The 19,994-nt window shown below is 71.8% G+C and carries 18 protein-coding genes; 9 read left to right on the top strand and 9 right to left on the bottom strand.

Translation table 11 applies throughout. The features are described 5' to 3' along the window. Positions 1-16 precede the first annotated feature (16 nt). Positions 17-1,627 carry a protein kinase gene (locus ACIPPM_RS23230; RefSeq protein WP_401450939.1) on the bottom strand — a complete coding sequence of 537 codons (1,611 nt, stop codon included), beginning with the start codon at positions 1,625-1,627 and terminating at the stop codon, positions 17-19. A gap of 359 nt (positions 1,628-1,986) precedes the next feature. Between ACIPPM_RS23230 and ACIPPM_RS23225 the strand changes: the two genes are divergently transcribed. Beyond that, positions 1,987-3,639: a protein kinase gene (locus ACIPPM_RS23225; protein ID WP_401450936.1), complete on the top strand. Its 1,653-nt coding sequence runs from the start codon at positions 1,987-1,989 to the stop codon at positions 3,637-3,639. A gap of 66 nt (positions 3,640-3,705) precedes the next feature. Here ACIPPM_RS23225 and ACIPPM_RS23220 read toward each other — a convergent pair whose 3' ends face one another. Further along, on the bottom strand, positions 3,706-4,749 hold the full coding sequence (locus ACIPPM_RS23220) for a phosphotransferase (protein ID WP_401450933.1): 1,044 nt from the start codon (positions 4,747-4,749) through the stop codon (positions 3,706-3,708). 493 nt (positions 4,750-5,242) lie between these two features. On the opposite strand from ACIPPM_RS23220, the gene pdhA reads away from it, so the two are divergent. Genes pdhA through ACIPPM_RS23205 form a run of 3 tightly spaced genes read left to right on the top strand, consistent with a single transcriptional unit; the run spans position 5,243 to position 8,839 of the window. Further along, positions 5,243-6,433, top strand: a complete 1,191-nt coding sequence (gene pdhA, locus ACIPPM_RS23215) for a pyruvate dehydrogenase (acetyl-transferring) E1 component subunit alpha (RefSeq protein ID WP_393594193.1) — start codon at positions 5,243-5,245, stop codon at positions 6,431-6,433. Between the two features lie 2 nt (positions 6,434-6,435). After that, the gene (locus ACIPPM_RS23210) at positions 6,436-7,413 is read left to right on the top strand and encodes an alpha-ketoacid dehydrogenase subunit beta (RefSeq protein WP_401450930.1); all 978 of its coding nucleotides are present in this window, start codon (positions 6,436-6,438) and stop codon (positions 7,411-7,413) included. 10 nt (positions 7,414-7,423) lie between these two features. Beyond that, the gene (locus ACIPPM_RS23205) at positions 7,424-8,839 is read left to right on the top strand and encodes a dihydrolipoamide acetyltransferase family protein (protein ID WP_401450927.1); all 1,416 of its coding nucleotides are present in this window, start codon (positions 7,424-7,426) and stop codon (positions 8,837-8,839) included. Between the two features lie 96 nt (positions 8,840-8,935). Here ACIPPM_RS23205 and ACIPPM_RS23200 read toward each other — a convergent pair whose 3' ends face one another. Together ACIPPM_RS23200 and ACIPPM_RS23195 are read right to left on the bottom strand one after the other, a co-directional pair. Then, on the bottom strand, positions 8,936-9,829 hold the full coding sequence (locus ACIPPM_RS23200) for a Bro-N domain-containing protein (RefSeq protein ID WP_401450924.1): 894 nt from the start codon (positions 9,827-9,829) through the stop codon (positions 8,936-8,938). A 205-nt stretch (positions 9,830-10,034) separates the two neighbouring features. After that, the gene (locus tag ACIPPM_RS23195) at positions 10,035-10,931 is read right to left on the bottom strand and encodes a D-alanyl-D-alanine carboxypeptidase family protein (RefSeq protein ID WP_401450922.1); all 897 of its coding nucleotides are present in this window, start codon (positions 10,929-10,931) and stop codon (positions 10,035-10,037) included. 220 nt (positions 10,932-11,151) lie between these two features. Here ACIPPM_RS23195 and ACIPPM_RS23190 point away from each other — a divergent pair, with 220 nt between their 5' ends. Together ACIPPM_RS23190 and ACIPPM_RS23185 are read left to right on the top strand one after the other, a co-directional pair. Next, complete coding sequence (locus ACIPPM_RS23190; protein WP_401450919.1) at positions 11,152-11,802, top strand: GntR family transcriptional regulator; 651 nt, start codon at positions 11,152-11,154, stop codon at positions 11,800-11,802. Then, positions 11,799-13,100, top strand: coding sequence for a nitrate/nitrite transporter (locus tag ACIPPM_RS23185; protein WP_401450917.1), 1,302 nt, complete (start codon positions 11,799-11,801; stop codon positions 13,098-13,100). The genes ACIPPM_RS23190 and ACIPPM_RS23185 overlap by 4 nt, the downstream gene beginning before the upstream one ends. A 122-nt stretch (positions 13,101-13,222) precedes the next feature. Here ACIPPM_RS23185 and ACIPPM_RS23180 read toward each other — a convergent pair whose 3' ends face one another. Continuing rightward, entirely contained in the window at positions 13,223-14,002 is a 780-nt protein-coding gene (locus tag ACIPPM_RS23180; RefSeq protein WP_401450914.1) for an SAM-dependent methyltransferase, read from the bottom strand. A 50-nt stretch (positions 14,003-14,052) separates the two neighbouring features. Continuing rightward, positions 14,053-14,877 carry a maleylpyruvate isomerase family mycothiol-dependent enzyme gene (locus ACIPPM_RS23175; protein ID WP_401450911.1) on the bottom strand — a complete coding sequence of 275 codons (825 nt, stop codon included), beginning with the start codon at positions 14,875-14,877 and terminating at the stop codon, positions 14,053-14,055. Between the two features lie 198 nt (positions 14,878-15,075). On the opposite strand from ACIPPM_RS23175, the gene ACIPPM_RS23170 reads away from it, so the two are divergent. Then, positions 15,076-15,870 (top strand): carbon-nitrogen family hydrolase, encoded by a 795-nt coding sequence (locus tag ACIPPM_RS23170; RefSeq protein WP_401450908.1) that lies wholly within the window; start codon positions 15,076-15,078, stop codon positions 15,868-15,870. Positions 15,871-15,884: 14 nt separating this feature from the next. On the opposite strand, the gene ACIPPM_RS23165 is transcribed toward ACIPPM_RS23170, so the two are convergent. Both ACIPPM_RS23165 and ACIPPM_RS23160 read right to left on the bottom strand, forming a co-directional pair. Continuing rightward, positions 15,885-16,373, bottom strand: a complete 489-nt coding sequence (locus ACIPPM_RS23165; protein ID WP_401450905.1) for an LURP-one-related/scramblase family protein — start codon at positions 16,371-16,373, stop codon at positions 15,885-15,887. A 32-nt stretch (positions 16,374-16,405) separates the two neighbouring features. Further along, positions 16,406-17,395, bottom strand: coding sequence for a GlxA family transcriptional regulator (locus ACIPPM_RS23160; RefSeq protein ID WP_401450902.1), 990 nt, complete (start codon positions 17,393-17,395; stop codon positions 16,406-16,408). 51 nt (positions 17,396-17,446) lie between these two features. Between ACIPPM_RS23160 and ACIPPM_RS23155 the strand changes: the two genes are divergently transcribed. Both ACIPPM_RS23155 and ACIPPM_RS23150 read left to right on the top strand, forming a co-directional pair. After that, positions 17,447-17,845, top strand: a complete 399-nt coding sequence (locus ACIPPM_RS23155; protein WP_401450899.1) for a cupin domain-containing protein — start codon at positions 17,447-17,449, stop codon at positions 17,843-17,845. Between the two features lie 29 nt (positions 17,846-17,874). Beyond that, positions 17,875-19,713, top strand: coding sequence for a thioredoxin-like domain-containing protein (locus tag ACIPPM_RS23150; RefSeq protein ID WP_401450896.1), 1,839 nt, complete (start codon positions 17,875-17,877; stop codon positions 19,711-19,713). Position 19,714: 1 nt separating this feature from the next. Here the strand turns inward: ACIPPM_RS23150 and ACIPPM_RS23145 are convergent, their stop codons facing one another. After that, positions 19,715-19,960 carry a DUF6458 family protein gene (locus tag ACIPPM_RS23145; RefSeq protein ID WP_401450893.1) on the bottom strand — a complete coding sequence of 82 codons (246 nt, stop codon included), beginning with the start codon at positions 19,958-19,960 and terminating at the stop codon, positions 19,715-19,717. Between the last annotated feature and the right edge of the window lie 34 nt (positions 19,961-19,994).

Here is a 19,994-nt window from a genome sequence, read left to right as displayed (position 1 = left end):
CGCGTCCGATACGCGCCTACTGCGGCGGCTCGCCCGTGGAGACGCTCAGCGAGACCTCGCCCATGTTCTTCGGGTCGACGTCGGTGCCGGGGGCGGGGAACTGGTCGAGGACCGTGCCGTCGCCCCAGGTGTTGTTGTCTTCCTTCTTCACCGTGTACTGCCAGCTCGCGGCCTGGAAGCACGCCTTCACGGAGTCGATGTTCTTGTACCGGAAGTCGGGCAGCCGGACCTTCTTCTCGTCGTCGTAGGACTCCTGCGGCTCGGTGCACTCGGTGTCGTCGATCGTCCGGGAGGTGTCCGGACCCCGGTAGCCGGAGCCGTGCGTGGACGCGGAGGCGCTGGGGGAGCTGCCGCCTCCCTTGGCCTTGTCGGCGTTGTCGGCGTTGTCGTCCATGATCAGCGCGATCAGCAGGCCCGCGATCAGCACCGCGGCCACCGCGACCGAGCCGATGAGGACCGGCTTGCCGCTGCGGCCGCCACCGGAGGCGGGCACCGTCGTCGGCGGCTGGGCACCGTAGGCGGGCGCCGGGTGGCCGTACGCGGGGGGCGTGGGGTAGCCGCCCTGCTGGGGATAGCCGTAGGACGGGGGCGGGGTGCCGTAGGGGTTCGGCGTCGGCTGGTACGGCTGCTGCACCTGGCCGGGGTGCGGCTGCGGGGCCGTGTGGTCCACCGGCGGGAACACCGCCGAGCCCACGCCCGAGCCACTCTGCGCGGGACCCGCGCCGGGCACGATGCTCGGCGCCGCCTGCTGGAGGGAGGCGGCCACCCGCAGGCACTCCTCGCGCATCGCCTCGGCGGTGGGGAAGCGTTCGTTGGGGTTCTTCTTCAGCGCGCGGGCCACCAGGGCGTCCACCGCGGGAGGCAGCGCGCGGTTGATCGAGGAGGGCGCGACCGGCTCCTCCTGGACGTGCGCGTAGGCGATAGCGAGCGGGGAGTCCGCGTCGAACGGCAGCCGCCCGGTGACCAGCTGGAACAGCATGATGCCGACCGAGTACAGGTCGGAGCGGGCGTCCACGCCCCGGCCGAGGGCCTGCTCGGGGGAGAGGTACTGCGGGGTGCCGACGACCATGCCGGTCTGGGTCATCGAGGTGACCCCGGACTGCATGGCCCGCGCGATGCCGAAGTCCATCACCTTGACCACGCCGCGCTTGGTGGTCATCACGTTGCCGGGCTTGATGTCCCGGTGGACCAGCCCCTTCTCGTGGCTGATCTCCAGCGCGGCCAGCACGTCCGCGGTGATCTTCAGGGCCTTGTCGGCGGGCATGGCGCCGAACCGCCGTACGTCGTCGGCGAGCACGGAGCCGAGCGGGCGGCCCTCCACGTACTCCATGACGATGTAGGGCATGCCGTCCGCTTCGTCCTCGCCGGTGTCGAAGACGGAGACGATGTTGGTGTGCGTGAGCTTGGCCACGGCCTGGGCCTCGCGGCGGAACCGCTCGCGGAACGCCTGCTCCCGGCCCAGCTCGGTGTGCAGGGTCTTGACCGCGACCTGACGGTCCAGCACCGTGTCGTGGGCCAGGTGCACGGAGGCCATCCCGCCCTCGCCGAGCAGGTCGTGGAGCTGGTAGCGGCCACCGGCGAGTGCCCGCCCCGGGTAGCGGCCGCCCTGTGCGCCGTCCTGGCTCATCGTTCCGTGTCCCCCACTGGCCCGTCGGAGCCGTCACCGACCGAAGACGCGGCACAGCGCACACGGCTTGATCGAATGTGTCATTCCCGGCCAAGTCTGCCCGAGGGCACGGACACGTCAAGCCCGGTGCCCGTTCCGTGACCGTACGCGAAAGAAGCGTCGCGGAAGCGTTACCGCAGGCGTACGGGCCGTGCACGGAATTTGCACGGGGGCCTGTGCTGCGGGTTTCATGGCCGGTCCGTCCTGGGCCCGTCCCGGTGCCGGATCGGGACCGGCGGCCACCGGCGAGGCTGTAGCGTGGCCGACGGAGTCCGTATCAACACCGCGCGCATCGCGGGCAGAAACGACGGCGAGGACCGATGGCACAGACGCACGGCGCCCAAGGCCCGTCCGACCCCGAGGCGGCGGCCGGCGGCGGCATGGCGGAGGCGCCGGAGAACTGGGGCAACGGCGGGCTCGTCGGCGACGGCCGCTACCGGCTCACCCACCGGCTCGGCCGGGGCGGCATGGCCGAGGTGTTCGCGGCCGAGGACGTCCGGCTGGGCCGCACGGTCGCGGTCAAGCTGCTCCGCGCCGACCTCGCCGAGGACCCCACCTCCAAGGCCCGCTTCACGCGTGAGGCCCAGTCGGTGGCCGGGCTCAACCACCACTCGATCGTCGCCGTGTACGACTCCGGCGAGGACCAGGCGAACGGCCAGGCCGTGCCGTACATCGTGATGGAGCTGGTCGAGGGCCGCACCATCCGTGAGCTGCTGGTCGACGCGGACGCGCCGGGCCCCGAGCAGGCCCTGATCATCGTCTCCGGTGTCCTGGACGCGCTCGCCTACTCGCACCAGCACGGCATCGTGCACCGTGACATCAAGCCCGCCAACGTCATCATCACCGACAACGGCGCGGTCAAGGTGATGGACTTCGGCATCGCCCGTGCCCTGCACGGCGCCTCCACGACGATGACCCAGACCGGCATGGTCATGGGCACCCCGCAGTACCTCTCCCCGGAGCAGGCGCTCGGCAAGGCCGTCGACCACCGCTCCGACCTGTACGCGACCGGCTGCCTGCTGTACGAACTCCTCGCCCTGCGGCCCCCGTTCACCGGTGAGACCCCGCTGTCGGTGGTCTACCAGCACGTCCAGGACATGCCGGTGCCGCCTTCGCAGGTCACCGCCGGGTGCCCGCCGGAGCTGGACGGCCTGGTCATGCGCTCGCTGGCCAAGGAGCCGGACGACCGCTTCCAGACGGCCGAGGAGATGCGCGGCCTGATCCAGTACGGCCTGCAGATGCTGTACGACCAGGGCGCCCACTCCGGCACCTGGAACACCGGCCCGGTGGACGCCGCGCCGGGCGCGCCGACTCCGCCCGGCGGCTACGCGGGCACCACCGTGATGCCCCAGTCCGGCGGCTACGGCGGCGGCACCACGCAGATCCCGAAGCCGATCCTGCCCGGCGGCTACGGGGGCGGCGACGACGGCGGCTTCGAGGGCCACGGCAACAGGGGGAGCGGCAAGGGCAAGCTGTGGGTGCTGGCCGCGCTCGCGGTGGTGGCGGTCGTGGCCGGTGTCGCGCTCGCGCTGAACAAGTCCGGCGGCGACGACACCCCGAGCGACAAGCCGTCCCCGAGCGTCTCCCAGACGCACAAGGACGACCAGGCGTCCGAGACGCCGTCCGACGACACCACCAAGGAGCCGACGGACGACCCGGCCACGCAGGGCGGCGGCTCGGGCTGGAGCAACGGCGGCTCGGACTACACCCCGTCCCCCCGGACCAGCGATCCCGGCACCACGGAACCGTCGGACGACCCGACCGACCAGCAGACCTCCCAGCAGCCGACCGACCCGCAGACCTCGCCGCCCCCCACGGGCGACGCGGCGGGCGGCACCGGTACGGACGCGGGGACCACGGCCGGTACGGGCAACGCGGGCGGCACCGACCAGGGCACCACGAACGGCGCCGGTGCGGGCGGTGCGGACGCCGGAGCGGCGGCCGGGGCGGACTCGGGCGCCAACGGGACTTGAAGGCCGACCTCGCCGGCCCCAGGAACGGGCCCGGACGGGCCTGTCGGCTGACCGTGCCGACGCGGCTCAGCCCGTGAAGGCGTCGCACACCGCGTCGTACTCCCGTGTCCACCACACCGCCAGCGCGGAGGCGGCCGGGAACTGGCAGTCGGCGCGGGTGTCACCGCGCTCGTAGTGCCAGCGCAGCATCCAGAAGTCGTTCAGGCGCTCCCACCAGACCCGGTGCACGGCCGCCGCCAGCTCCGAGGGGGTGGCGCGGGCCGCGCGCCGGTACGCCCGCGCGTACGCCCGCGCCTTGGGCAGGTCCAGCATGCCCGCGGGCCGCACGAAGAAGATCGCGGCGGCGCGTACGGCCTCCTCGGCGCGGGGCTGCACCCCGAGGCGGTCCCAGTCGACGATGGCAGCCGGGGTGCCGCCCCGGTAGAGCAGGTTGAACGGGTGGAAGTCGCCGTGCACCCAGCCCACCGGGCCGCCGCGCGGCGGGCGGCGGTGGGTGTGCTGCTCCAGGAGTGAGCGGCGTTCCAGCAGCCGGTGGCGGGCCAGGTCGTCGAAGGCGTCGGCGGGCTTGTGGCGGTGGACGTGGCCGAGCAGGTCGTCGATCAGGGCGAACGTGTCGGCCGGGTCGGCGCTCTCCACCGGGTGCGGGCTCGTGGCCGGGCGGGTGCGCCCCTTGGGCGGCATCACGCGCTCCAGGCAGGCGTGCACGGCGCCCAGCAGCGCGCCCAGGCGCGCGCTCTCGGACCGGGTGAGCTGGCCGCCGTGCAGATGGCCGCCGTCGATCCAGGGGTGCAGGGCGTACGCGTGCCCGCCGACGACCGCGACCGTGCGGCCCTCGCGGTGGGTGAGCGGCGGGACGGCCGGGACACCGACCTCGGCGAGCCGCTGGGTGGCCAGATGGCGGCGCTCGATGGCGTCGGGGTCGGCGGTGTCGGGGTCGAAATGGTGCTTGAGGAAGTAGCGGCCGCGCGTGGTGCGCACCCGGTAGCCCCGGTTGAGCAGCCCTTGGTCGACCGGTTCGCAGGCGAGGGCCGTACCGGCTCCGTACAGGGGTAACAAGGTGCCGAGCGGGGGCGCGTGGGGCACGACAGGTGGTACACGAAGGCGCTGCACGCGCCGATGCTAGGGCACGAAAAGCCCCCGTGAGCTGGGGATTGTCACAGGCAGTCGTCGGCGGTCGCATTCGGTCACTCGGGGTGTCCCGGTGAACTTCGAAGCGCAATTCGCGCGCCGCGCGAAAGAAATCGACGACGGCCCCGGGTGACGCGCCGGGACTCTTCCTTTGAGCTGGGTGCGCGGGATAACGTGCCGTTGCTCCGGCCTCCTGCAAGGCTGTGACCAGCGAACTTCCGGGCCATGTCGATTTACTTGGAAATCCAAGCAAAATCGCAGGTCAGGTGGGGTTTCACAGAAATGTGGAGCACTGGGTAACGTTAAAAGCCGCAGGCGCTCGCCGGGGCACCTGTCACGCCTGTTCCCGGCCGAGCGGCACCCACCCCGTGCCCGGTGGTCGAGAAGAGGTGGCCGCTCCCCCCGGCTCCGACCGAGCAAGGGGGAACCCAGGCTCACCGGCAACCCCGTGGGCCGGAACGACGGAGGAGCACACGTGACCGTGGAGAGCAGTGCCGCGCGCAAGCCGCGACGCAGCGCCGCAGGCAAGGCCGGTACCACCGGCACCGGGCGCGGTACCCGCAGCACCGCGAAGCAGGGCACCGAGCCGGAGCTGGTGCAGCTGCTGACGCCGGAGGGCAAGCGGGTCAAGAACGCCGAGTTCGACGCCTACGTCGCCGGGATCACCCCCGATGACCTGCGCGGCCTGTACCGCGACATGGTGCTCACCCGCCGCTTCGACGCCGAGGCGACCGCCCTGCAGCGCCAGGGCGAGCTGGGCCTGTGGGCCTCGCTGCTCGGCCAGGAGGCCGCTCAGATCGGCTCCGGGCGCGCCACCCGCGAGGACGACTACGTCTTCCCGACCTACCGCGAGCACGGCGTCGCCTGGTGCCGCGGGGTCGACCCGACCAACCTGCTCGGCATGTTCCGGGGTGTGAACAACGGCGGCTGGGACCCCAACGGCAACAACTTCCACCTGTACACGATCGTCATCGGCTCGCAGACGCTGCACGCCACCGGCTACGCGATGGGCGTGGCCAAGGACGGCGCGGACTCGGCCGTGATCGCCTACTTCGGCGACGGCGCGTCCAGCCAGGGCGACGTGGCGGAGTCGTTCACCTTCTCCGCGGTCTACAACGCCCCGGTCGTGTTCTTCTGCCAGAACAACCAGTGGGCGATCTCCGAGCCCACCGAGAAGCAGACCCGCGTCCCGCTCTACCAGCGCGCCCAGGGCTACGGCTTCCCCGGCGTCCGGGTCGACGGCAACGACGTGCTGGCCTGCCTCGCCGTGACCCGCTGGGCGCTGGAGCGCGCCCGCAACGGCGAGGGCCCGACCCTGGTCGAGGCGTTCACCTACCGGATGGGCGCCCACACCACCTCCGACGACCCCACCCGCTACCGGCACGACGACGAGCGCGTCGCCTGGGAGGCGAAGGACCCGATCCTGCGCCTGCGCACCTACCTGGAGGCGTCCAAGCACGCGGACGACGCCTTCTTCGCGGAACTCGAGGCCGAGTCCGAGACGTTGGGCAAGCGAGTGCGGGAGGCGGTCCGCGCCATGCCGGACCCGGACCGCTTCGCCATCTTCGAGAACGTGTACGCGGACGGGCACGCGCTCGTCGACGAGGAGCGCGCCCAGTTCGCCGCCTACCAGGCGTCGTTCGCGGACGCGGAAGGGGGCAACTGAACATGGCCGAGAAAATGGCTCTGGCCAAGGCGATCAACGAGTCGCTGCGGCGCGCCCTGGAGACCGACCCCAAGGTCCTCGTCATGGGCGAGGACGTCGGCAAGCTCGGCGGTGTCTTCCGGGTGACCGACGGTCTCCAGAAGGACTTCGGCGAGGACCGGGTCATCGACACCCCGCTCGCCGAGTCCGGCATCGTCGGCACCGCGATCGGCCTGGCGCTGCGCGGCTACCGCCCGGTGGTGGAGATCCAGTTCGACGGCTTCGTCTTCCCGGCGTACGACCAGATCGTCACCCAGCTCGCGAAGATGCACGCCCGCTCGCTGGGCAAGGTCAAGATGCCCGTCGTCATCCGCATCCCCTACGGCGGCGGCATCGGCGCGGTCGAGCACCACTCCGAGTCCCCCGAGGCGCTGTTCGCGCACGTGGCGGGCCTCAAGGTGGTGAGCCCGTCCAACTCCTCGGACGCCTACTGGATGATGCAGCAGGCCATCCAGAGCGACGACCCGGTGATCTACTTCGAGCCCAAGCGGCGCTACTGGGACAAGGGCGAGGTCGACCCCGAGCTGATCCCCGGCCCGCTGCACAAGGCGAGCGTGGTCCGCGAGGGCACCGACCTGACGCTGGCCGCGTACGGCCCGATGGTCAAGCTCTGCCGGCAGGTCGCCGACGCGGCCGCCGAGGAGGGCAGGTCGCTGGAGGTGCTCGACCTCCGCTCGGTGTCCCCGCTGGACTTCGACACCATCCAGACCTCGGTCGAGAAGACCCGCCGTCTGGTGGTCGTCCACGAGGCGCCGGTGTTCCTCGGCTCCGGCGCGGAGATCGCCGCGCGGATCACCGAGCGGTGCTTCTACCACCTGGAGGCGCCGGTGCTCCGGGTCGGCGGCTATCACGCCCCGTATCCGCCAGCCCGCCTGGAGGACGAGTACCTGCCGGGCCTGGACCGGGTGCTCGACGCCGTCGACCGCGCCCTTGCGTACTGAGGAAGGTTTCGTGACGACGATGACGGAAGCTTCCGTGCGCGAGTTCAAGATGCCGGACGTGGGCGAGGGGCTCACCGAGGCCGAGATTCTCAAGTGGTACGTGCAGGTCGGGGACACGGTCACCGACGGCCAGGTGGTGTGCGAGGTCGAGACCGCCAAGGCGGCCGTCGAACTCCCCATCCCCTACGACGGGGTGGTGCGCGAGCTGCGCTTCGCCGAGGGCACGACGGTCGACGTGGGTACGTCGATCATCGCGGTGGACGTGTCGGGGGGTGCGGCTCCCGAGCCGACGCCCGCGCCCGCGTCCGCCGCTCCGGCCGAGCCCGCGCCCGCCGCCGAGGAGGCCGAGCCGCAGGGCCGTACGCCGGTGTTGGTCGGGTACGGCGTGGCCGCCTCCTCCACCAAGCGGCGCCCCCGCAAGGGACCCGAGGTGCCGGTGGCCGCCGTCGCGCAGGCGGTGCAGGCCGAGCTGAACGGGCACGGAGCGGCCCCGGCCGCCCCTGCTCCGGCTCCGGTGAAGGAGCGCCCGCTGGCCAAGCCGCCGGTGCGCAAGCTGGCCAAGGACCTGGGCGTCGACCTGGCGCTGGTCACCCCGTCCGGGCCGGACGGCATCATCACGCGTGAGGACGTGCACGCGGCGGTTGCTCCGGCGGAGCCCGTGGTCGAGGCCCCGGTCCCGGCCCAGGCTGCCGCGCCCGCGCCCGCCGTGGCGGTGCAGGACTCCGCCCGGGAGACCCGCATCCCGGTCAAGGGGGTCCGTAAGGCGACCGCGCAGGCGATGATCGGCTCGGCGTTCACGGCGCCGCATGTCACGGAGTTCGTGACGGTGGACGTGACGCGGACGATGAAGCTGGTCGAGGAGCTGAAGCAGGACAAGGAGTTCCAGGGGCTGCGGGTGAACCCGCTGCTGCTGATCGCCAAGGCCCTGCTGGTCGCGATCAAGCGCAACCCCGAGGTCAACGCGTCCTGGGACGAGGCCGCCCAGGAGATCGTGCTCAAGCACTACGTCAACCTGGGCATCGCGGCGGCGACCCCGCGCGGGCTGATCGTGCCCAACATCAAGGACGCGCAGGACAAGACGCTCCCGCAGCTGTCCGCGGCGCTGGGCGAGCTGGTGGGCACGGCCCGCGAGGGCAAAACGTCCCCGGCGGCGATGCAGGGCGGCACGGTGACCATCACCAACGTCGGCGTCTTCGGCGTCGACACCGGTACGCCGATCCTCAACCCGGGCGAGTCCGCGATCCTCGCCGTCGGCGCGATCAAGCTCCAGCCGTGGGTCCACAAGGGCAAGGTCAAGCCCCGCCAGGTCACCACCCTCGCCCTCAGCTTCGACCACCGCCTGGTCGACGGCGAACTCGGCTCCAAGGTGCTGGCAGATGTGGCGGCAATTCTGGAACAGCCGAAGAGGTTGATCAGCTGGGCGTAGTGGGCCCTTTTCACCTGCGGAAATGCTGAGACCGTAAGCCCTGCTTACGGTCTCGGCGCCGAGAAAATTCTGAGACTGTGACTTCCAGTCACAGTCTCAGAATTTCTCGTTGAGCACGTAAACCGGCGCCCCGTCCTCCGCTCCGCCGCGCGACCGAATGCAGGCATGCCTACGCAGCATCCGCAGACATTCATTGACCCGCCGGACGGTCAATCCGGTCCGCGCAGCGATCGACTCGAGCGGCTCCCGAAGCTCGCCCTTCTCCACGAGCACCGGCGCGATGACCACGGCCACCGTCCACACGTCCTCGGTCACGGACAACCGCTCCCGCCAACCGGCCAGCAGGGACGCGGTGGTGGCAGGCCCGCCGGAAGGAACGGCGGGACGAAGGGCCAGCCCCTCGAAGCGGTCGGCGATACGCACCATCGCCTCGGCCATGGCCGTCTGCGCGGTGAGCATCTCCCTTTGCAGCGCCAGCGATTGACGCTGTGCGTCCGCCAACTCCTCGTCCAGCTTCAGGTTGTGCGCTTCCAGCCGGACGATCGCCTCCGCGACCTGCTCCGGCATGGCGTAGGCGACGGGCGCCCCCGGCCCGACGGGCTGCACCTCGGCCTCCTCCAGCGCGTAGAACCCCTCCCGCTGGACCGTCTCGATCACCTTGGCGACCCACTGCTTGAAGGGCGCGCAGGCGGGCTTGGTGCAGGCGTTGACGAGGAGGATCAGACCTTGGAGGTCGATCAGATTCATGTCTCGGCGCCACTCCCGACCTGCGGGAACGCCGAGAGTGTAACCTCCAGTTACGCTCTCAATCGTCTCTCGATGGGCGTCCGGCACATGGTCCGAGAGAGCCTTACGGGCGTTGCTGTGACCGAGCTTCCGGCACACATCCACCGCCGGGAACCAGTGCGTCCCGTCCGGCATGGTCAGCCTCCGTACGCGGTCTCCGGTCGCCGCGTAGACGAAGTCGCTGATGTCGATCGCCTCGTTCATATGAACCACCTCCGCCGCGGAACGTAGGGCCCCGCGAGGGGCATATGCCAATTGAGGCGGAGATGTTCACGATTGCGAGGGAAGATCTGCTGTTCCCTCGGCGTCCGGATGCTGATCCCGTTATAGGAAAGGCGAGTTGGGGCAACGCGAAGGGCCCGCCCCCACGGAGTGAACCGGGTGGGGGCGGGCCCTTGGGTGCTTCGGGTTACTTGGTGAAGCCGTAGTTCAGGAGCTTCGTGGCGTCCGTGCCGCGCTGGTTGACGGAGGACGACGCGAGGACCGTGCCGATGACCGTCTTGCCGTTGCGGGTGGCGGCGAAGACCAGGCAGTACTTGGCCTCGGGGCCGGAGCCGGTCTTGACGCCGATGGTGCCGCTGTAGCTGCTCAGCAGCGTGTTGGTGTTGGTCCACGCCGACATGGTGCGGCTGGCGCCGGACTTGGTGATCGTCTTCGCCGTGTACGACTTGGTCTTGACGATCGCGCGGAAGTTGGCGCTCTTCATCGCGCTGCTGGCGATCTTCGTCAGGTCGCGCGGGGTCGAGTAGTTCGAGCCCTTGCCGATGCCGTCGAAGGAATCGAAGTGCGTGTTCTTCAGGCCGAGGGCCTTCGCGGCGGAGTTCATCTTGCCGAGGAAGGAGTTGACGCGCGCGGTGTGCGTGCTGCCCGCGCCGTACTTGTCCGCGAGGACGTACGCGGCGTCGCAGCCGGACGGCAGCATCAGCCCGTAGAGGAGCTGGCGGACGGTGACCTTGTCGCCGACGATCAGGCGCGCCGAGGACGCGTTGTTGGCGACGATGTAGTCGCTGGCGCCCTTCGGGATCGTGATCTTCTCGTCCAGGTTCAGGTTCGGCTGCGCCAGCACGACCTTCGCGGTCATGATCTTGGTGGTGGAACCCGTGGAACGCCGGGTGTCCGCCGCCTTGGTGTACAGCGACGTGCCGGTGGAGTTGTTCATCACGTAGCCGCCCGCGGCCACGATCGAAGGCGCGGAGGCGGCCTGCGCGGGCGCTGCGGTGAGGGCACTGGTGGTGAGCAGCGCGCCGGACGCGACGGCGACGGCGGCGGCCCTGCGGAGGGAGGAGCCCTTGATGCCGGTAATCAAAGCGAAATACCTCGATTGTCTGAAATGCCCTGGGATGCGGCCTAGTTGAGGTGCCCTGAAAGGAGAGCCGCACGTGTGTGACACGTGGGCGGCCCCCATGGTTGCACTCCGTCGGAAGGAAATTTACGGCGTCGTGCTGACGCACCCTCAGTCCCCTCCTCCAGGTCCGCATGCTGGACCACACTGTCCCATGCGTGCGTGTTGTATCTATCCTGTGGGCATGCAAACGGCCACCAGGCAGCCACCCGCCGCCGACCGCGTCTACACCCACGTCAAGCAGGGCGTCCTCGACCGCCGGTACGAGGGCGGCACCCTGCTCACCGAGGGCGAGCTGGCGGAAGCGGTGGGGGTGTCTCGCACTCCCGTCCGCGAGGCGCTGCTGCGGCTGGAGGCCGAGGGGCTGATCCGGCTGTACCCGAAGAAGGGCGCGCTGGTGCTACCGGTCTCCGCGCAGGAGATCGCCGACGTGGTCGAGACCCGGCTGCTGGTCGAGGAGCACGCCGCCCGCAAGGCGGTCCCCGCGCCGCCCGCCCTGCTGGACCGGCTCGCCGAGCTGCTCCAGCGGCAGCGGGAACAGGCCGCGGCGGGCGACTTCGCCGCCGCCGCCGTCACCGACCGCTGCTTCCACGCCGAGATCGTCCGCAGTGGCGGCAACGAGATCCTGTCCCGCCTCTACGACCAGCTGCGCGACCGCCAGCTGCGGATGGGCGTCGCCGTGATGCACTCGCACCCCGACCGGATCGCCAAGACCCTCGCCGAGCACTCCGAGATCCTGGACGCGCTGCGCGCCGGTGACGCGGATGCGGCGGTCGGGATCGTGCACCGGCACGTCGGCTGGTTCTCCGAGCTGGCGCGCGGGGAGGTCCGATGAGCCGGGCCACCACCCTGCCGGGTGACCCCCCGGGCGGCCGCCGCGCCGTCGCCGTGTGGTCCATAGGCGTCGCGGTCTACTTCGTCGCCGTCATCTTCCGCACCTCGCTCGGCGTGGCCGGCCTGGACGCGGCCGACCGCTTCCACGTCAACGCCTCCGCGCTGTCGACGTTCTCGATCCTCCAGCTCCTCGTGTACGCGGGCATGCAGATACCCGTCGGCCTGCTGGTCGACCGGCTCGGCACGAAGAAGGTGCTGTGCCTGGGCGCGGTGCTGTTCACGGCCGGGCAGCTGGGCTTCGCCTTCTCCCCGTCGTACGGCACGGCTCTCGCCTCCCGCGCCCTGCTGGGCTGCGGGGACGCGCTGACCTTCATCAGCGTGCTGCGGCTCGGCACCCGCTGGTTCCCGGCCCGGCGCGGGCCGTTCGTCGCGCAGCTCGCCGGTCTCGTCGGCATGGCGGGCAACCTCGTCTCCACCCTGGTGCTGGCCCGGCTGCTGCACGGGCTCGGCTGGACCCCGGCGTTCGCGGGCAGCGCGCTCGCGGGCGTGGTCGTGCTGGTGCTGACCCTGCTGTTCCTCAAGGACCACCCCGAGGGCCACGAGCCGGAGCCCATCCCGCACCAGGGCGCCGCCTACGTGCGCCGGCAGATCGCGGAGGCGTGGCGGGAGCCCGGCACCCGGCTGGGGATGTGGGTGCACTTCACCACCCAGTTCCCGGCGATGGTCTTCCTGCTGCTGTGGGGGCTGCCGTTCCTGGTGCAGGCGCAGGGGCTCAGCCGGGCCACCGCGGGTGAGCTGCTCACCCTGGTCGTGCTCTCCAACATGGTGGTCGGGCTGGTCTACGGCCAGGTCGTCGCCCGGCACCACGCGGCCCGGCTCCCGCTGGCCCTCGGTACGGTCGCCGCGACCGCCGTGATGTGGGCGCTGACCCTCGCCTGGCCGGGCGCGCACGCGCCGATGGCGCTGCTGCTGGCGCTGTGCGTGGTGCTCGGCGCCTGCGGTCCCGCCTCGATGCTGGGCTTCGACTTCTCCCGCCCCGCCAACCCGCCCGAGCGGCAGGGCACCGCCTCCGGCATCACCAACATGGGCGGCTTCATCGCCTCGATGACCACCCTCTTCGCCATCGGTGTCCTGCTGGACGCCACCGGTGACGACTACTCCGTGGCGTTCTGCGCGGTCTTCGTCCTCCAGGCCCTCGGCCTCAGCCAGATCCTCCGCCTGCGCGGCCGCGCGGCCCGCCGCGAGCGGGAACGGCTGGTGGCGAGCCGGGTGGAGACGGTGCACGTCCCCGCGGCGTGAGCCTGCGGCGCTTCGGCGGGGGACTTCGGCGGGGCTGAGCGCCGTCTGTCACGGTCCCCGTGGTGCTCCGGCGGCCACCCGGCCGGAACCGGGCGCCGCGGTGACCGACCGCCCGCGGCCGGTCAGGCGTTCCGGCCCCGCACCGGTACCAGCGTCAGGTAAGCCATCCCCAGCACCCCCCGGTAGCTCATCCACTGCCCCCGGTGCCGGTCCAGGCGTTCGCGGAGGTCGGTGGCCTCCGGGTGGTCCGGGTGTCCGGCGAGCCAGATCTCCTGGTCGGCCTGGTAGGCCGACTCGAAGTCCTCCCACTCCGAGAGGGTCGCCGTCTCCGTCCACTCGGGGCGGAAGGCCGCCGCGACGGCGAGGTCGAGGAGTTCGGCGAGGCTGACGTGGTCGCCCGCACCGGCACCCGGCCACATGCCCGCCAGCTCGGCCTCGGTGGGCGTCCGCTCCCAGAAGCCCTCGCCGAGCAGGACCCGGCCGCCGTCGGACACCAGCCGCCGCAGCGCGCGCAGCGCCTCCGCCGTGGGCGCGTCGGCCGCGCTCAGCGCCTGGCTCGCGCCCAGGCACAGCACCAGGTCGGCGGGTCCGCGCCCGGTGCCCCGCGCGGACTCGGCCACGAACTCCACCCGCCCCGCGAGCCCCCGCGCCTCCGCTTCACGGCGTCCGCGCGTGAGATCCTCCTCGTTGACGTCGACACCGGTGCCCCGCGCCTGCGGGACCGCGTCCAGCACCCGCAGCAGCAGCTCGCCCCAGCCGCAGCCGATGTCGAGCACGCTGCGGGGGCGGATCGCGGCGAGGCGGGCGACGAGCGCGCCCGCGCGGGCCTCGGAGAGCGGGCCGTGGAAGGTGAGCCTGCTCAGCCGGGTCGGCCGGGTGTCCTGCGCGGAGTCCGTGGTCATGCCGGGCACGCTAACGGCGCGCCCCGGCACCGGCATCCGAAATAACGAGGTCAGGGCGTGACGGTGAAGTTCCGCAGGATCGCCGCCGTCAGTTCCGGGTCGCCCTCGGTCTTGATCCGGTCGCCCGCCGACTCCGGGCTGATCCGGCCGCAGGCCAGCCGGAAGTACGTCTCCCAGTCGAGGGTGAAGGCCGCGGCGGGCCCGAGCGCGGGTGCCGTCTCCAGCGTGCCCCGGCCCTGGATGTCGACGCGGATCGTGCGCAGGAACTCCACCGGCCCGTGCACGTCGAAGACGATCGCCGAACTGCGTGGCGCCTCGGCCTTCTTGGCGACCACCTTGGGCAGCCCGGCCAGCAGCAGGTCACGGGCGACCAGCGCGCCGGGCGAGTCGAGGTTGCCGGGGCGGCCGAGGGCGGTGCGCAGGTCCTGCTCGTGCACCCAGACGTCGAACGCCCGCATCCGCATGGCGAGTTCGAGGGTGATCTCCTTGCCCATCGGCCCCCGGACCACGGTGTCGGGCTGCCGGGACTCGTTCCGGATCTGCCGGTTGCGCCGGATGACCGTGTACTCCAGCTCCGACGTCATCTCCGGCGCCGTGTGATGGCGGCGGACGTCGACCTGCATCTCCATGTACCGCTGGCCCTCGGTGGCCACGTGGAAGAGGTCACTGGGCAGCGAGTGGATGGGCCGGGGGTCGCCGAGCATCTCGCAGTCCAGGCCGATGACATGGGAGACCACGTCCCGCACCGACCAGCCGGGGCACGGCGTGCGCCGGTTCCACTCGGCCTCGGCCAGCGGGTTCACCAGCTCGGCTATCGCCTCGACCGAGTGGCTCCAGGCGTCGGCGTAGGGCTGGAGAGTGGGATGCAGACTCACGGAACAGGACCCCTCGGCGGTCGTTACACGGGCAGTATCGGCGGCTGCACTGGGCGGGCGTCTGGAGACTCCCCGGACTCTCGGCTTCGCTCGAGCAGGGGAACCCCCAAGTTACGCTGCTCCGATACGCCCCGGCAGTGCTTTCGTGTGACGATCGTAGGCCCGTGGGAACGACTCGAATGCCAGGACGGTGGTAGTGTGCGCGCCTCGCTGATCCAGATCCGTGTGGACGAGGGTGAATCCGTGGCCGCGCGCCGCTCGCGCGCGGCGGAACTCGTCCGGGGCCGGGCGGACGCCGACCTGGTGGTCCTGCCCGAGCTGTGGACCACCGGGGCCTTCGCCTACGACACGTTCGGCACCGAGGCCGAGCCGCTGGCGGGCCCCACCCACGAGGCGATGGCCCGGGCGGCGAAGGACGCGGGCGTCTGGCTGCACGCCGGGTCCATTCCGGAGCGGGACCCCGACGGCACCCTCTACAACACCGCGCTCGTCTTCTCCCCCTCCGGTGAACTCGCCGCGTCCTACCGGAAGATCCACCGCTTCGGCTTCGACGAGGGCGAGGCGGTGCTGATGGGCGCCGGGAGCGAACCCGTCACCGTCCCCCTGCCGGAGACCACCCTCGGCCTCACCACCTGCTACGACCTGCGCTTCCCCGAACTCTTCCGCACCCTCACCGACGCCGGGGCCGAGACCCTGGTCGTCTCCGCGGGCTGGCCCGAGCGCCGCCGCGCCCACTGGACGCTGCTGGCCCAGGCGCGGGCGGTCGAGAACCAGGCGTACGTCCTCGCCTGCGGAACGGCCGGTACGCACGCCGGGGTTCCCCAGGCGGGCCACTCGATCGTGGTGGACCCGTGGGGCGAGGTGCTGGCGGAGGCGGGCCCGGACGAGGAGGTGCTCACCGTCGAGTTCGACCCGGCGAGGGTCCCGGCGACCCGTGAGCAGTTCCCCGCCCTGAAGGACCGCGTCCTCGGCCTGGCCCCGCCCCGCCGCTGAAGCCCGGTGGGGCCTCAGTCGTCCTCCTTCTCCGCGAGGTGGATCACGCACACCGCGACCGCGATGAGCAGGGTCGGGTCGGCGTCGTCGCGTACGACGTCGACGCCGTAGGTGTCCCGGACGGTGAGCCAGCGGCGGGAGATCACCGCGAGGAGTTCGCCCGCGTACTCGATGGCGAACTCGCGGTCGAGGATCTTGCCGCTGACGTCGAGTTCGGTGCCGTCGACCAGGGTCACCCGGTAGTGGTTGCGCAGCAGGGAGAGGCGCTTGTGCCGGACCGTGGCCAGGTCCTCGCCGTCCCGCTGGATGGCCATGGTGTCGCGCAGGGCGAACATCTTCTTGTGGATGTCGATCAGGACGTTGCCGTCGGTGTCCTTCAGCTCGAAGGTGTCCCGCAGCCGCATGGCCTTGCCGTCGACGAGGAAGACCTTGCGGCCACTCTCGTCCTCGATCCAGTAGTCGTCGCCGATGCCCAGCAGACGGTCGCGCACGAGGAATCTCATGTCTGAAGCGCTTCCCCGGCGGGAGGCGTTCCTCACCGGGCGGCGGGCCCGAACCGCTTCCGGTAGGCGGAGGGGCTCAGTCCGGTCTCCCGGCGCAGCCGCGCCCGCAGGTTGGCCGCCGTGCCCAGCCCGCAGCGGGCGGCGACCACGTCGAGCCGGGTCTCCCCACGCTCGATCAGCCGGCAGGCCAGCGCGACCCGTTCACCGGTGAGCCAGGCCAGCGGGGTGGTGCCGAGGCGGTCGCGGAACCGGCGGTGCAGGGTGGCGGGGGAGACGGCGGCGCGGGCGGCGAGGTCGGCCACGGTGAGCGGCTCGCCGAGCCGCTCCTGCGCCCAGGCCAGCAGCGGGCCCAGCGAGCCGTCGGGGACCTCGGGCAGCGGGCGTTCCACGAACTGCCTTTGTCCGCCGTCGCGGTGGGCGGCGAAGACCAGGCGCCGGGAGACCGCGTTGGCGATCTCGGCGCCGTGGTCCCGCTGCCACAGGTACAGCCCGAGGTCGAGCGCGGCGGCGCTGCCCGAGGCGGACAGCACGTCTCCGTCGTCGACGAAGAGCACGTCCGGCTCCAGCAGCACCCCCGGGTGCAGCCGCCGGAAGGTGTCGGCCCACTTCCAGTGCGTGGTGGCCCGGCGTCCGTCGAGCAGCCCGGCCTCGGCGAGCGCGAAGGTCCCGGTGCAGAAGCTGACGACGCGGGCGCCCCGCGCGTGCGCGCGCCGGATCGCGTCCCGTACGGGTGCCTCGCGCGGGACCACGTTGTCCGGGCGGCCCGGCACGACGAGGGTGTCCGCGCCGTCCACCGCGTCCAGCCCGGCCACCCCGGTCAGGGTGAAGAAGCCGTGGTTCATCCGCACCTCGGGGGTGGGCGCGCACAGCGTGACCTCGTAGGGCGGGGCGGGCAGGCCGAGTTCGGGGCGGGGCAGGCCGAACAGCTCGGTGGCGACACCGACCTCGAACGGGTTGGTGCCCGCGTCCACCAGGACGGCGACCTGATGGGTGCGCCGCACATGCGAGGATTCTTGCGCCATATGCGATTCCTAGCACTCGTGTGGTCCGCGCACACAGCCCACGATGAGGGCATGGCAACCGAAGAGCCCCGCTCCCTCCCCCAGGTCCTCGCCTCCTTCACCGACCGGTGGAGCCCGCGCATCGTCGCGTCGGTCAACGACTACGACGTCCGCGTGGCCAAGGCCGAGGGCGAGCACCTCTGGCACGCGCACGACGACACCGACGAGTTCTTCCTCGTCCTCACCGGCGAACTCCACATCGCGCTGCGCGAACCGGCCGGTGAGCGCACGGTGGTCCTGAAGCAGGGCTCCGTCTGCACCGTCCCCCGGGGCACCGAGCACAAGCCGTACGCCCCCGTCCCCACCGAGATCCTGCTCCTCGAACCCACCGGCACCCTGAGTGTGGGCGACCGACATGACGAGGTCCCGGACCATGTGGACGCCACCACGGGGCACGCCCTGGACCGCTGACCCAGGCTCTCGGGTGGCACCCTTGAAGCATGAACGACTCCGCTTCCCGACGTGTCCGTGTCCGTGCCCCCGAGCTGGTCGGCAAGGGCGGCTGGCTGAACACCGGCGATCAGCAGTACACCCTGGCCGACCTGCGGGGACGCATCGTCGTCCTCGACTTCTGGACCTTCTGCTGCATCAACTGCCTGCACGTCCTGGACGAGCTGCGCGAGCTGGAGGAGCGGCACCCGGACACGGTGGTCGTGGTCGGCGTGCACTCCCCGAAGTTCGTGCACGAGGCCGAGCACCAGGCGGTCGTGGACGCGGTCGAGCGGTACGGCGTGGAGCACCCCGTCCTGGACGACCCGGAGCTGGCCACCTGGAAGCAGTACGCGGTACGCGCCTGGCCGACGCTGGTGGTGATCGACCCGGAGGGGTACGTGGTCGCCCAGCACGCCGGTGAGGGGCATGTGCACGCCATCGAGCGGCTGGTGACCGAGCTGGAGGCCGAGCACGAGGCCAAGGGCACCCTGCGCCGGGGCGACGGCCCCTACGTGGCGCCGGAGCCGGAGCCGACCGTGCTGCGCTTCCCCGGCAAGGCGCTGCTGCTGCCCTCGGGGAACTTCCTGGTCAGCGACACCACCCGGCACCAGCTGGTCGAGCTGGCCGAGGACGGCGAGAGCGTCGTACGCCGGATCGGCTCCGGTGCGCGCGGGTTCGCGGACGGCTCCGCCGAGCAGGCGTCCTTCAACGAGCCGCAGGGTCTCGCGCTGCTCGACGACGGCTCGGTGGTCGTCGCCGACACCGTGAACCACGCCCTGCGCCGCCTGGACCTCGCCTCCGGCGCGGTCACCACCCTGGCCGGCACCGGCAAGCAGTGGATGCAGGGCGCGCCCACCTCGGGACCGGCCCGCGAGGTCGAGCTGTCCTCACCCTGGGACGTGGCCGTCTTCGGCGGCCAGGTGTGGATCGCCATGGCGGGCGTGCACCAGCTCTGGACGTACGACCCGGCGGCGCGGACCGTGCGGGTCGCGGCCGGTACCACCAACGAGGGTCTGGTGGACGGGCCCGGCGCCGAGGCGTGGTTCGCGCAGCCTTCCGGCCTCACGGCGACCGCCGACCGGCTGTGGCTCGCGGACTCCGAGACCTCCGCGCTGCGCTGGGTGGACCTCGACGGCGCCGTGCACACCGCCGTCGGCACCGGTCTGTTCGACTTCGGCCACCGGGACGGCGCGGCCGGACAGGCCCTGCTCCAGCACCCGCTGGGCGTCACCGCGCTGCCGGACGGCTCGGTCGCCGTGGCCGACACCTACAACCACGCCCTGCGCCGCTACGACCCCGCCACCGGCGAGGTCACCACGCTGGCCACCGATCTGCGCGAGCCCAGCGACGCCGTGCTCGTCGGCGACGACATCGTGGTGGTGGAGTCGGCCCGCCACCGGCTGACCCGGCTGCGGCTGCCCGAGGAGGCGGTCCGCGTCGAGGCGGTCGCCCACCGCACGCAGCGCGCCGCCACCGAGGTGGCGCCCGGCCGACTGCGGCTGGACGTGATCTTCCAGGCCCCTGCGGGCCAGAAGCTGGACACCCGCTACGGCCCCTCGACCCGGCTGCTGGTCTCCGCGACCCCGCCCGAGCTGCTGCTCAAGGGCGAGGGCGCGGACAGCGACCTGAGCCGGGAACTGGAGCTCGATCCGGCCGTCACCGAGGGCGTGCTGCACGTCTCCGCGATGGCCGCGTCCTGCGACGACGACCCTGCCAACGAGTACCCGGCCTGCCATGTCCACCAGCAGGACTGGGGTGTCCCGGTCCGGATCGTCGAGGGCGCGTCGGACCGGCTGCCGCTGGTGCTGGCCGGTCTGGATGCGGGTGCCGCGGGCGACGGGCGCTGACTCAGGCGCCGTAGCCGTCCGAATAGCCGTCGCGCGGCGTGTGCCGCTCCTCCTCCACCACGCGGGTGGCCGGGACCACCACGCGGCGGCGCCTGGCCATGCCGGTGAAGGCCACCAGGCCGATGAGGCCGACGGCCATGAGGATGACGCCGACCAGGTCGAGGTTGACGCCGCTCATGTGCCAGTCGGTGGCAAATGTGAGGATCGCTCCCACGGCTATGAGGATGATGCATCCGCCGAGGCCCATGAGATCCTGCCTCCCCTAAAGGGGTCCGGACTCT

It is taken from the genome of Streptomyces sp. NPDC090119 (genome assembly GCF_044747085.1).
Taxonomy (GTDB): domain Bacteria; phylum Actinomycetota; class Actinomycetes; order Streptomycetales; family Streptomycetaceae; genus Streptomyces.
Note: the sequence above shows the minus strand (reverse complement) of the source record. Positions and strands in the feature narration are given on the sequence as shown.

Coding starts and splice junctions, on each gene's coding strand:
- ACIPPM_RS23160 (WP_401450902.1), bottom strand. CDS start 17,395: ATGGCGCAAGAATCCTCGCATGTGCGGCGCACCCATCAGGTCGCCGTC.
- ACIPPM_RS23190 (WP_401450919.1), top strand. CDS start 11,152: ATGCAAACGGCCACCAGGCAGCCACCCGCCGCCGACCGCGTCTACACC.
- ACIPPM_RS23145 (WP_401450893.1), bottom strand. CDS start 19,960: ATGGGCCTCGGCGGATGCATCATCCTCATAGCCGTGGGAGCGATCCTC.
- ACIPPM_RS23185 (WP_401450917.1), top strand. CDS start 11,799: ATGAGCCGGGCCACCACCCTGCCGGGTGACCCCCCGGGCGGCCGCCGC.
- ACIPPM_RS23210 (WP_401450930.1), top strand. CDS start 6,436: ATGGCCGAGAAAATGGCTCTGGCCAAGGCGATCAACGAGTCGCTGCGG.
- ACIPPM_RS23180 (WP_401450914.1), bottom strand. CDS start 14,002: ATGACCACGGACTCCGCGCAGGACACCCGGCCGACCCGGCTGAGCAGG.
- ACIPPM_RS23165 (WP_401450905.1), bottom strand. CDS start 16,373: ATGAGATTCCTCGTGCGCGACCGTCTGCTGGGCATCGGCGACGACTAC.
- ACIPPM_RS23225 (WP_401450936.1), top strand. CDS start 1,987: ATGGCACAGACGCACGGCGCCCAAGGCCCGTCCGACCCCGAGGCGGCG.
- ACIPPM_RS23150 (WP_401450896.1), top strand. CDS start 17,875: ATGAACGACTCCGCTTCCCGACGTGTCCGTGTCCGTGCCCCCGAGCTG.
- ACIPPM_RS23200 (WP_401450924.1), bottom strand. CDS start 9,829: ATGAACGAGGCGATCGACATCAGCGACTTCGTCTACGCGGCGACCGGA.
- ACIPPM_RS23155 (WP_401450899.1), top strand. CDS start 17,447: ATGGCAACCGAAGAGCCCCGCTCCCTCCCCCAGGTCCTCGCCTCCTTC.
- ACIPPM_RS23230 (WP_401450939.1), bottom strand. CDS start 1,627: ATGAGCCAGGACGGCGCACAGGGCGGCCGCTACCCGGGGCGGGCACTC.